This is a genomic window from Colwellia echini, from assembly GCF_002843355.2.
GTDB lineage: Bacteria > Pseudomonadota > Gammaproteobacteria > Enterobacterales > Alteromonadaceae > Colwellia > Colwellia echini.
On record NZ_PJAI02000014.1, the window covers coordinates 96,566 to 109,182 of the forward strand.

The window sequence follows — 12,617 nt, forward strand, 5'->3', positions numbered from 1 at the left end:
CAAACATAGTCCTTCTATATTTTTGTTCTTTCAACGACGCATAAAGTTATTTAAAACCCATCAACGAAGTGCTTGAGCAATATCACGTCATCGTTGCTGTGATTTATAAGGGATAACCATTATTACATCACAGCGCCTTGAATTGAAATCGCTCAAGCTCTCTGAAACATGCATCTTGAATGGTAACGGGTATAGAGATAGGTATTAACATGAAAAAAACAAATAAACTGACACTCAAGCTCAAACTTATTTCAATAATAAGCCAAAAGATCAACCGTAAAGTTGGGTTATTACTTTGTCTATCAAGCTTAGTTGCTACCGCCCCTGCTTTTGCAGGTTGGGAAGTTAACTTTATTGACAAATTTGAAGGTACCGGTGTTGATTGGAACAACTGGACGGCACAAACAGATGCCAACTTTAATAACGAAGTACAATGTTATACCGACGATGATAGCTCGGAAAATAAAAACTTTGATGTGTCTTCAGGTACCTTAAAAATTATTGCCAGAAAGCAGCAAGTGAGTTGTACGGGGTTAAATAATCAATCTAGAAATTGGACCTCTGGTCGAATCAATGGCAAAGACAAACGTGAATTTCTTTACGGGCGTATTGAAGCTCGTATTCGTTTTCATAATTTAGAAGGTGGTACGTGGCCGGCTTTTTGGATGTTAGAGAATCGTATCGCCGAAAGCCCAAGAAAAAATGATAATGATGTCGCCAATTGGCCAAACCCAGGTGCAGGTGAAATTGATGTATGGGAATGGTTTTCCAATAGGCCTTCTTCCTACATCACCAATTTTTTTAACACCGGTAGTGGTTGCGGTAATGAATTATGGTTTAGTTATCCTAATGGCGCCAATGACGTACTTGCTTGGCACGACTATGCTATTGAATGGAGTGAAAATAACATTTCATTTTACATGGATGATACCTTGGTTTCTTCAAACAATGTGTCCGATTGTCCACAATATAAAGAGCCAATGTTTGTCCTCTTAAATGTTGCGATTGGCGGCGCTTTAGGTGGAAATATTGACCCTAACCTTGACCAAGCTACAATGGAAGTTGACTATTTAGCCCACTGTACCGCAACCAATCAGAACAATAATACCCGTTGTAATGAAGATACCCCAACCGTCTATGCAGACGATGATAATGATGGTATTGCTAATGATATTGATGAATGCCCAAACAGTGCAGTAGGTGAGGTAATTGATACAAATGGTTGCCCAAATGATGATACTAATGGTTGTCCAAATGACCCTACGGTTGATTGTATGCATATCGATGGCGATAACGATAATGATGGGGTTACAGATAGTATTGATGAATGTCCCAATACTCCTGTAGGTACAACTGTTGACCAAGTCGGCTGTCCAGTTGTCGACGAGGATAATATTGCGCCAACGGTTACTTTATCGATTCAGCAAAATAATGTAGCGGTTTCCGTCATCGATATTAATGATGGATTAGTCGTAATCACCGCTGTCGCATCAGACAGTAATATTGGCGACATGCTTAGTTATTCTTGGATTATGGGAGGAGCTATTACTTCACCTGAAATTAATGATGGCAGTATTAGTTTTGATCCCGCATCAATGGTACTTGGCAGCTCACACATAATTAATATTACCGTTAGCGATAACGGTAGCCCATCACTTTCAACAACTGACGAAATTGAATTTACCGTGAACGGCAATCAAGATTCAACACCCACCATAACTACAGAAGTTGAGAGCAGTTCAGATAGTAGTGGCGGTTCATTTAATGATTTACTCCTACTCCTTTCATTTATCTATTGTCGTAAGTACTTTAATAGATTGAAAAGATGATAAGGATAGCATTGTATTTCGATATATTATTCAGCGAGTGAATCGGCATAATGTATCGATTTAGTGATACCAAATCGATACATTATAATCAGTAGATCTTAAACTTCTACAATTCAGTTATTTAAGCATCAATTTCATCAAGCGATATTTCAATAAAAGGCTCTAATGATAGATTTTCGGTACTTTTATAGGTTATCCCGCCCTTACCTAAATATTGAAATACTTGCTGTGTTAAACGCTCTGCAGTTGCTCTGTAAACGGTAAGTTTACCGCCATACAAAACAAAATATCCGGGATAATCTGAAGGTTGAAGAATCTTAGTCTCTCGAGAAAGACTATTGGTATTTGTATCGCTATGCAACAGTGTTCTTACGCCTGCAAAAATGTCAACTATGCTGTTTCGCGTTATATTTTTATCAGGGAAGTAGAATTGCACAAAACGAAGTAAATAGTTAATTTCATCTTCTGAGGCGCAGCAACTGCTCGCGCCATCTGTTAATACCCGTTCGGTGGTACCTATTAGTGACTTTCCTTGCCAAGGTAATATAAATACCGCTCGGCCATCGTCAGGTGACTCACCATAATAACAGGCGTCTGAAATTCGACAATCCAATACAATGTGAACACCTTGTACCAAATCAATCGCTAACATTTCTGCTGTTGGCCTTGGTTTAGGTACTGATGAAGGTGCTTGCTCTGATGTTATATCAGTTATTAATAAAGCGGATAACTGATTAACCCAAGGACCTGATGCATTAACTAAAGTTTTAGCATAAAAGGTTTGTATTGTTTCAGGACGATTAGTTTGAGTACTAGTTTGAGTATTAGTATTTTCATCGTCACTGTTATCAACGTCAGCAAAATCACTTTTAGACACATTCTTTTTCGCAACCGTGACTTTGTATTCGCCATTTAAAAAATCTATCGAGCGAACTTGTGCGTTAAAATTAAATTTTGCGCCTAATTGCTGAGCTGACTTTGCAATAGCTTTAGTTAACTGTTGATCATGCGTTTGCGAGTCTTGATAATAAAATACCGCTTTTAAATGATCTGTATTGAGGCCATCTAAAGTCTGCCAGTTTTCTTTATTAATACTGCCAATACTACGCCCTAGCCAATCACCATCTAACAAGACATATAAACGCAAACCTAAATAGACCATTATTCGCGAGCGTTTAGATGTTTTATAGATTGGTATATAAAAACGATTTACTTTAACTAAGCTAGGCGCATTTTTTAATAACAGGCGACGCTCTTTTAAGCATTCTCTAACCAGAGAAAAACTGAAGGTTTCTAAGTAACGTAAACCACCATGTATAAGTTTGGAGCTTTTGCTGGAGGTTTCTAAACCTACGTCAGCATTGCATTCAAATACTCTAGTACTTAAACCATTAAGCGCAGCGGCTTGAGCAATGCCAGAGCCTTGCACGCCAGCACCTATAATAATAACGTCACAGTGATCATCTCGATGGAGATCTAAATCGGGTTTCAAGCTTTATTCTCAAACTAAATTTAAGGAGGATAAATAAAGCTTTGCACAAATAATTAATTTAGCCACTTACTAATTTAATAAGTAGATGGCTATTTAGTACTAACTATTTAGTATTAAAATAGTTAGTTAAATTTAGCTCAATTCAAAAAATGAATTTGTAGTAAACAATACATACCCCATTAGCTTTAGGTTATTCCCCCTTGCTCACACTATTTTTCACATGAGTAGAGGTTTTAGAATCATTACTAGGACTACTAATTATCGCACTACTACCACTTTTAGTCGTTACTACTGCTTCAGTCTTAGCATAGATAATAGGCTCATTTCTCACACACATTAATGACTCACTAAACAACTGACAGCTGCCTTTGAACAAATCACCGGCACCGTTAGTATATGAGCATTGTTCAGCTTTAGCTTTAGTTTCACATGCCTGCCAAGGCGCACTATGTGTATGTGAATCATGCGCGCTTACCGTAAATAGGCTTGATAGTAAAAATAGGCTGATCACTGCTAATTGTTTATGAATAACTATTTTTTTATAAATGATCATTGTGCAGTCTCACCAGCAAAACAGCCAATAAAAAGGTTTTCACCTGGGCCTGCTGAATGATAATGATAACCTCGAGTATCATCAGTATGACCTCTACAAGTATCTAAGTCTGATTCTTCCTCACCATTTTCATTTAACATAGTGTGAATAGCATAACCGTCCATCGCATAACCAAATGCGCCGCCATGTCCATCAACTTCAAACGCAACAGCAGGACAAGTTCCTTCACCATGATTAGCGCCGTGATAATGGTAACCTGCAAACGGGTTAACATGACCAACACAATCATCAAATGCTGCAATAGTATAAGCACTTAAAATAGCTTCAGTAGGCGCTGCTGCATCTAATGTTACACCGTTAAAAGCCACACCAACGCTACCTCGGTCAACCGATCCTATGCTTGATCGCGGTACAGGTTGTGTAGGTATCAAGTAAGTTGAAGAAATACCCTCACCGCTGCTGCCACTGTAATAGCTAATTTCACATTGTACGCAGTAGTTATTATATTGAGCATCAACATCAGGCCTTGCTGCGGCCTCACAGGCTGTTTGTGTATCGGTAATGTTAACTTCACCTGTATCCTTGTTATACAGACTCCAGCTACTGTCACCATAGAAAAGATCTAAATTGCGAATAAACTCACCGGTTAAATCATATAACACACCATCATCAAACCATTTACCTGAATTTTCAGCAGTTGTAGACGTAGTTTGTGGACAAAATGGACCAAGCTCTGTTCGGTCTGATGGAAAACCACTTATCGTCACTTGATAACAAGTAGATGTTGCACCATTAGATAAAGTACATGCCACTTCAGTTACCGAGCCTGAAGTACCTAAATCAAACTTAGTGCTATCAACTTCATAACTATTTGACTCAGCAGCGTTTGATACTTCTCCAGTGTCTGTACTTAATTCGGTTTCCAATGTAGGGGTTAAAACGCCGTCATTACACCCAACGAGGAGTATCAAAGTTAAAGCAGGCAAACTGTAGGTTATTACTTTTTTCATAAATAATTCTCTATCTAAACATTTAGATTTAATAATTTAAATAACTGTAATAAATAAATGTGCAAAAAATATGGAAAAATTAAGAAATAAATAATGATCTAAATCAAATATCACAAGCTTCTGTACTTGTTGAACAAGCCAGTAATATATCAATGAGCGTTGCTACTGCTGTTGAGCAACAATCGGTAACCACCCAAGATATAGCAAGAAGCGCAGAAACATTAAGAGATACGGTGATTTCTGATAAAGATAAAGTTGAAGCACTAGCGCAAGAAGCTAATGCGGTAAGTAAAGCCTCTACTTCTATGGCTCAAAGTATTGCGCACTTCAAATAGTAGTATTCCCAAATTTCAACTTGGAATTATTTTTATTTGGCTAAGCTTTACTGTTGTGGCCTTTGCTTATTTTTCAACGGAAAAACTGGTCAGGTTTGATGAAGACAAAAAACTAGTAAATGTTGATTACGAGGCGTTTTCGAGTTATTTATCAGCTTATAGCGAAGCAAAAGACACAAATGAGGCGTTACCTACTAGTAACAATAAATATCATACGGTATTGCACTTCTCTACTCCCAATTGTGATTGTCAAAAATACAGTGATAAGCATATTAAAGATATTAATAAGCTAGCAGTAGAGCATAGCTTTATCGTGAAAAATATTGTACTTCATAAAGATACGTTAATTCCCTCAACCCCTTCAATTGCCTTGCTTGATGATTCTGGTGTTGTTATTTACTTCGGGCCTTACGGCCAAGGTATTGCGTGCTCACAAACCTCAGGTTATGCACAGACCATGTTAAATAATTACATAAAAGGCTATAGCGCGAATATAGTTATTAAAGAAGCAAAAGGTTGTTATTGTAAGGTATAGTGTGGAAACTCCGCTTAAATACTAGTAAACGGTTTATTTGAGAACTAAATTCTGACCAGATAGACTGAATATCCCTAAATAGGGACTGAATACCTACCACCAAAAATCAGGTGAGAATAAATAACTTATCGAATGAATTTATCTCGTTTGCCGAGTATTACTGAAAAACTTATTATGGCCTTGTTCTTCGAATCTCCCAGATTCTTGTTGTAACGCTTAAGTATTGTTATTTTATTTATCATTTTTTTAGGACACCGTTTGGTGTCCTTTTTTTACATGCATAAGTGAAAAAAATTTACCTATCGAATGAATTTATCTAGTTTGCCGCATAGCACTGAAAAACTTATTATGGCCTTGTTCTTCGAATCTCCCAGATTCTTGTTGTAACGCTTAAGTATTGTTATTTTATTTATCATTTTTTTAGGACACCGTTTGGTGTCCTTTTTTTACATGCATAAGTGAAAAAAATTTACCTATCGAATGAATTTATCTAGTTTGCCGCATAGCACTGAAAAACTTATTATGGCCTTGTTCTTCGAATCCCCCAGATTCTTGTTGTAACGCTTAAGTATTGTTATTTTATTTATCATTTTTTAGGACACCGTTTGGTGTCCTTTTTTTTACCTAGATTTTATTCATAAAAAAGTAACAAGATTACGGTATAACTAGTGAATAGAATAACTTATCAATAGTTGAAGTTAACCCATACTGAACTGCAAATAAATTTATACTCGCAGGTGTGTGTACGTAAACCGAAACTATGCAATCAGGCCGAAACAGTGCAAACCAACCGAAATAGTGCAAAATGTATTATAAGCACAACTAATACAAGTGTAATTTCAATATTAATCATATAGTTAACAAACGGCACAAGTATTGCCTTTAATAATTATCTTTATCTAAAAAATTAATTTATAAAATTTTAAATATGCCTATTCAAACACCCATTCGAGGCCTACGTTCATTTTGTGTTGCATCTAAATGTCTGAGCTTCAAACACGCCGCGGCGCAATTATTTTTAACGCCCTCGGCGGTCAGTCATCAAATCAAACAGTTAGAAGCACAATTAGGCTTTCCATTGTTTAAAAGAAGTGTACGTTCAATTGAGTTAACTAGCTCTGGTAAGCAATTTTATCAATCGGTACAGCCCATCATTCACCAATTAGAGTCTACTATTACCGAATTTACCCACAGCCAACAAAATAAAACCATTGTGATTAGTTTACCTGAGTTTTTTGCCAGTGAATTGTTTGTTCCGCGTTTAAATGAATGGTGTGAACAAAACCCAACAATTAACCTACAGCTTGAAACGGTTAAGTCAGGTAGTGAGCCATCCGCCATCGCTGATTTATCTATTGTTTTAGCTAATGGCAAACCAAATGCAAGCATAATTCAAGAGTTATTTCAGGTACGGTACGCTGCTGCATGCAATAAAAAATTGTATATAAAATTAAAAAACTCTGGCCTAAAAGCTTTAAATACTACCCCGCTAATTTTACACAGATCTCGACCTTGGTCTTGGCATCAATGGGCAGAAAAGTCTGGAGTAGAAGATTTTGATCCTAAACAAATAATACAATTTGATAGTATGTTTGGTGTAGCTCGAGCGGCACAACAGGGTATGGGCATAGCCTTAGTACCTTTACCTATGAGTAAAACATGGTTTAGCGAACGGCTATTGGTTAAATTATTTGATGAAGAGTTAAACACCAACGACAGATATTATTTGATCCAACATGAAAATATGGAAAACAAAAAAGAGCTAACTTTATTTGCTAATTGGGTAAAAGAAACTTTCGCCAATGATTACCAATAACTAGACTTGAGTTAACGGATTTAACATGTTTTTGGAATAAAAATAACCCGGGTAGGCTTTCATATAGCTTTATTGAATAAAGTAACTGACCGTTAGCAGAGGTCAGTTTCTTAAAAGCTAGCACTTATACAGGTTACGTATCAAAATAAAAGAGCTAAAAAGCAATCTTAATAATCATACTCTCTCTACACTTTAGCTTTAAAAAAGTACCGTTCTAAAATTTTTAAGGTGCTAACAATGTAAAGTATTGCCGCTGATATTAATAACACTCGTTGTATAAAAATCTCATTAAAATTGGAGTTTTCAGCCATCGCACTATTTATTATCACCAACAAAGCAATAAAACCAGAGCTATAATATTTCGCCATATTACTACCAGAAAAGACGTGTCGACCAAAGAAGAGTGTTGTTGCTAACAAAAGTAAAAGATAAAAATTAAACTGAGGTACAGCGACAATCAACCAATAAAAAATCCAGGCAAATACCCCACCCAACAAGGTAGACAATAACGAATTTCGACCTGCTTCTTTACCTTGGCTTAAATCTGGTTTTAGAATAAAAATGGCAGAGAAAACCATAACCAATATATAGTCAACCATGTCATAAGTGATAAATAATGCAGCAATAGGAAAAACCACTAAAGTACTTTTAAGCGCAAGTTGCGCAGCTTTTTTTGAGTAACCATTATAGTATTTTGGTTTAATAGGAAATTGCGTAAAGTTAGGATCAGGAAATATAAAATGCGCTAGCCAGATCACCGCAATAGTTAACCAACTTGAATAAACAAAGCCCACCGAAAAACCAATTGCTAATCCCTCATGGCTATTCGCTATCATAGGTAATACTAAAATGGCGATCATCGACATTAAGGTGAACCAAAAAGAACCACCACGGTTCAGATAATAATATAAATGAAATAACACTAGCCCTAGTGTCATAAGGTAAGCAATTGGATATTGTAAAAAAAACAATGAAAAAGCTAAGCCTAAAGCAAACGCTTTTAAAGTACTGAGCATATTATTTAAACTGGCCTGCACCGACGGTTTAGGTAGCGGCATTGCTAAAATAAGTGCAGTAAATACAGGCATTAAAAAAGCAAGCGGCCAAGTAATACCGTAAGCAATGGCGCACGCAAAAGTAACACCAAAAGCAAAACGTAAAATACGCATATTTTTAACATCAGCAAAAATATTGTTGCGCTTAGCTTGTTTCAATACGCTATTACCTTTAGTAAACATAATTAGCTTTAATAAACATAAGAAAGCAGACTTAATACTCTTATCCAAAGCCAACCTACTGAATTAATAATCCAATTATCGCCCGTATATATTTGTACATCAGCCTGACCGCCTAAACGACGTTTGCCTTGAGTATTATCATCATCAAAAGTTATCATTACAGGAAAACGCTGTGCGTCTCTAAGCCATCCTGTTTTTGATTCAACAGTAGCTAAACTACCTACAGCACTACTTGATGAAGTATCAACAGCAAAACCTATACTACTAACGGTACCTTTATAGATGGTGCCAGGATTCACGTCTAATGCAATTTCAACTTTATTACCTACCGCTAAGTTAGCTAAGTTATTCTCACGCAAATTCACTTGTACCCAAGCATTATCACCTTCAATGAAGGTCATTGCGGCAGCACCTGCTTTTGCATAAAAACCAACATCTATTTGTAAGTTAGTAATGCCACCTCGTGAAGGCGCTAAAACAACTGTACGGCTTAAATCTAATTGTGCTTTTTTCAGTTGTGCCATAGCGGCACGAATTCGAGGGTTTTCGTTACCTTCTTTACCCAATGCTTGTTTGGCTTTATCTAGGTTAGCTTCTGCGCTAATCACTTCAGCTTTACTTTGCTTAATCGCCGCACGCGCTTTGTCACCATCAGAATGAGAAAGAACGTTCTTTTTCTCCATTTCAAAGACACGGGCACTTTGTGCATTAACATGTTCTACATTTGTTTCAGCTACCACTAACTGTGCTTGTGCAGTAACCACAGATGCCATGCCCGCACCAATTTCTTGCCCTGCTAATTCTAATGAGGCTTCTGCATTTTCGATAGCAAGTTCATAGTCACTTGGGTCTATGGTAAATAAAATATCGCCCGGGTTAACAATTTGATCTTGCTCAACCATCACTTCGGTTACCCTGCCAGAAACTTGCGGTACAATAGGGATCACATAGGTTTTAACTCTAGCTTGATCTGACCACGGAGCATGTCTGTCAGCAATGATGTACCAAACAAAAACAAGCATGGTGACAATTAAAATATATTTGGTGATTTTTCTAACTGGGTCTTGTACTACGGTAATTGGCTCTGCTGCTGTAGCATCAGTTTTAGCTACAGAGTTATTGCTCTGCGCTTGCTTAGTTTTTTCATCTTGCTTTATTTCGGATTTTTGTTCAGGCATGCACTTTTACTTCCGTATTCAATATAAAAAAAGGGATCGTTCTAATACCAATCCATTAAGTTATTTCTCAATTAAACTGGTTAAAACAAGATCATTAATTTAAACGGGTATCTATATGCTAACTAGGTTTTACTTGATAACTGGCATATATCCAATTCGATTAAAAAGTATGACACAACTTTCTAGCGAAAGTTACCTTAATAATTAACGCATAGTAGTTAATATAAAAAATACGCTGAAATAAGGCTGTTGTAGCATTTTGCTTATCCCTAACTCAGGTTAATTAAGCTAATACTCAAATTCAAGCTTGAATAACCCTTTAGAAAAGCGATAATAACGCCCAGTTATGACATTAATTTATTACTCTTAATAATTTAATCATTAGTTTCCCTTTCTTCGGAGTTTAAATGCCCTTAATCAACCTATATAACAAGCTGAGCCCTTTCCAACGGGTAATTATTGCCTTAATACTTGGTATATTCACTGGTATTTTTGTTGGTGAGCCAGCAGGACAAATTGGCGTTGTTGGTGATATTTATATTCGTTTATTGCAAATGACCGTTTTACCTTATGTATTGGTTTCAATTATTGGCGGTTTAGGGCGATTAGACAGCGCAATGGCAAGTCGAATTGGTATGCGCGCGGTCAAAGTAATTTTCATCATGTGGTCTGCGGTAATGGCAACGTTATTATTATTACCACTAGCATACCCAAATTGGCAAACAGCAGGTTTTTTCAGTAGTAGCATGGTTGCCGAGCCGGCAGCATTTAATTTTGTCGACTTGTATATTCCAAGTAATATTTTTGCCTCGTTATCTGAAACCATAGTCCCTGCTGTGGTTTTGTTTTCATTATTGATGGGTATAGCATTAATACAAGTTCAGAATAAAGATACCTTAATTACGTTAACCTCTAACATAGGCGACAGCTTAATGAAGGTTGCCTCTTATGTTGCTAAGTTAGCTCCTTTAGGTATATTCGCCATTTCCGCCTCAGCAGCAGGAACATTAGAAGTTGAAGAGCTTGGCCGATTATCGGTGTTTTTATGGGTATATATAACCGCCGCGGCACTACTTGGTTTTGTGTTTCTACCTCTACTTATTCATTGGGCAACCCCTTTTTCATACCGCGAAATATTATCAACCGCTGGTGAGGCTGTAGTAACAGCAATAGCTACGGGTACAGTGTTAGTAGTACTACCAATGATAATTGAGCGCAGTAAAGCCTTATTAGCTAAACATGGCATGGAATGTGAGGAAACAGACTCAACTGTGGACGTATTAGTACCCACTGCTTATAGTTTTCCGAGTACAGGTACACTACTCGGCTTAGGTTTTATATTATTCTCAGCTTGGTATATTGGCTCGCCCTTAGGGCTTGATGATTATATTTCCTTTGTAGTATTAGGCGCACTAACTGCTTTTGGAAGTATGGCTGTTGCCATTCCTTTCTTATTAAACTTTTTCGACTTACCTGCAGATCAATTTCAATTATATTTATTAGGCAGTGTAGTTACGGCCCGCTTTGCTACAGGTTTAGCCGCTTTGCACGGTTTTGTTGTAACTTTACTTGTTGCCTCAGCGGTATTAAAAAAATTAAGATGGCATAAATTAATGCAAGCCATTGGTGTGCATTTAGCCGTAACCTTTGGGGTAATGATTGCTGTAGGCTTTATGTTAAAATCATTAATTACTTACGAATATGAAGGCGTACAAACTTTCCAGTCAATGACACCAATGAATAAAAGTGTGCCAGTAGTACAGTATGAAGAGCTAACACCATTAACCCCAGAAGAACAGCTTCAACCTCGACTGAAAGTAATTATTGACCGTAAAAATATACGTGTTGGTTATAACAACGTTAGTTTACCTTTCGCTTTTCGTAATAATGAAGGTAACTCTGTTGGTTTTGATGTTGAATTAATAAATAAATTTGCTAAAGATCTTAATATTAATTTGGCTATTATTCGTATTGCTGTAAATGCTGACGAAGCAGCATTATTAGCTGATGGTAGCCTTGATGTGATTATTGGTGGTCAATTGATTACCCCACATAGAGCCTTAACGGTAACCTTCTCAGAATCTTATATCTACCATACTGCAGGTTTGCTTGTTAAAGACTCTAAACGCGATGAGTTTGCTAACCTTGACACAGTACAAGCAATGGAAAACTTAAACTTAGGCGTAGGTAGTAGTCAATACTACCAAGACATGGTTAAAGAATACTTACCTAATGCGCAATTAACTGAGATAAATAATGTACGAAACTTTCTCAAAGGAAAATATAGTGAGGTAGATGCCTTACTTTATTCAACCGAAGCAGGATCTGCCTGGACTATGCTATATCCTAGCTATGCTGCGGTAATACCTAAAGGCTTGAAGTTAAGAGCACCTGTAGCTTTTGTTTTACCATCAGGACAGCTTGATTTTGCCCAATATATGAATACTTGGTTAAACTTAAATCAAGAGAATGGTTTTCAAGAAAAAGTCTACGACTACTGGATTTTAGGTGAAAACCCAGAAGCCAAACAACCGCGTTGGTCAATAATGAAAAATGTTTTAGACTGGTAGAATAAATAACCTGAGTTCGGGATAAGCAAAATGCTACAACAGCCTTAATTACCCGTATTAC

Annotated in this window: 10 protein-coding genes; 5 read left to right on the top strand and 5 right to left on the bottom strand. The window is 36.9% G+C overall.

Annotation, left to right across the window (positions count from 1 at the left end; all coding sequences use genetic code 11):
* The first annotated feature begins 209 nt into the window (after positions 1–209).
* The gene (locus tag CWS31_RS17950; protein WP_101343554.1) at positions 210–1,829 is read left to right on the top strand and encodes a glycoside hydrolase family 16 protein; all 1,620 of its coding nucleotides are present in this window, start codon (positions 210–212) and stop codon (positions 1,827–1,829) included.
* A 121-nt stretch (positions 1,830–1,950) separates the two neighbouring features.
* Here CWS31_RS17950 and CWS31_RS12535 read toward each other — a convergent pair whose 3' ends face one another.
* From CWS31_RS12535 to CWS31_RS12545, 3 genes are all read right to left on the bottom strand, one after another.
* Positions 1,951–3,321 carry an FAD-dependent oxidoreductase gene (locus CWS31_RS12535; protein ID WP_101343553.1) on the bottom strand — a complete coding sequence of 457 codons (1,371 nt, stop codon included), beginning with the start codon at positions 3,319–3,321 and terminating at the stop codon, positions 1,951–1,953.
* 190 nt (positions 3,322–3,511) lie between these two features.
* The gene (locus CWS31_RS12540; protein ID WP_101343552.1) at positions 3,512–3,874 is read right to left on the bottom strand and encodes a hypothetical protein; all 363 of its coding nucleotides are present in this window, start codon (positions 3,872–3,874) and stop codon (positions 3,512–3,514) included.
* Complete coding sequence (locus CWS31_RS12545; protein WP_101343551.1) at positions 3,871–4,884, bottom strand: YHYH protein; 1,014 nt, start codon at positions 4,882–4,884, stop codon at positions 3,871–3,873. The genes CWS31_RS12540 and CWS31_RS12545 overlap by 4 nt, the downstream gene beginning before the upstream one ends.
* A 152-nt stretch (positions 4,885–5,036) precedes the next feature.
* Between CWS31_RS12545 and CWS31_RS12550 the strand changes: the two genes are divergently transcribed.
* The 3 genes from CWS31_RS12550 (at position 5,037) to CWS31_RS12560 (ending at position 7,570) form a co-directional block, all read left to right on the top strand.
* The gene (locus tag CWS31_RS12550; RefSeq protein WP_101343550.1) at positions 5,037–5,219 is read left to right on the top strand and encodes a hypothetical protein; all 183 of its coding nucleotides are present in this window, start codon (positions 5,037–5,039) and stop codon (positions 5,217–5,219) included.
* Complete coding sequence (locus CWS31_RS12555; RefSeq protein WP_101343549.1) at positions 5,203–5,754, top strand: DUF6436 domain-containing protein; 552 nt, start codon at positions 5,203–5,205, stop codon at positions 5,752–5,754. The genes CWS31_RS12550 and CWS31_RS12555 overlap by 17 nt, the downstream gene beginning before the upstream one ends.
* 934 nt (positions 5,755–6,688) lie before the next feature.
* Positions 6,689–7,570, top strand: a complete 882-nt coding sequence (locus CWS31_RS12560; RefSeq protein ID WP_246143512.1) for a LysR family transcriptional regulator — start codon at positions 6,689–6,691, stop codon at positions 7,568–7,570.
* Between the two features lie 185 nt (positions 7,571–7,755).
* Here CWS31_RS12560 and CWS31_RS12565 read toward each other — a convergent pair whose 3' ends face one another.
* Both CWS31_RS12565 and CWS31_RS12570 read right to left on the bottom strand, forming a co-directional pair.
* The gene (locus tag CWS31_RS12565) at positions 7,756–8,784 is read right to left on the bottom strand and encodes a DUF2955 domain-containing protein (protein WP_246143508.1); all 1,029 of its coding nucleotides are present in this window, start codon (positions 8,782–8,784) and stop codon (positions 7,756–7,758) included.
* 32 nt (positions 8,785–8,816) lie between these two features.
* The gene (locus tag CWS31_RS12570) at positions 8,817–9,986 is read right to left on the bottom strand and encodes an HlyD family secretion protein (RefSeq protein WP_101343547.1); all 1,170 of its coding nucleotides are present in this window, start codon (positions 9,984–9,986) and stop codon (positions 8,817–8,819) included.
* 407 nt (positions 9,987–10,393) lie between these two features.
* Here CWS31_RS12570 and CWS31_RS12575 point away from each other — a divergent pair, with 407 nt between their 5' ends.
* A complete protein-coding gene (locus CWS31_RS12575; protein ID WP_101343546.1) occupies positions 10,394–12,556 on the top strand; it encodes a cation:dicarboxylate symporter family transporter in 2,163 nt (720 codons plus the stop codon).
* The last annotated feature ends 61 nt before the right edge of the window (positions 12,557–12,617 follow it).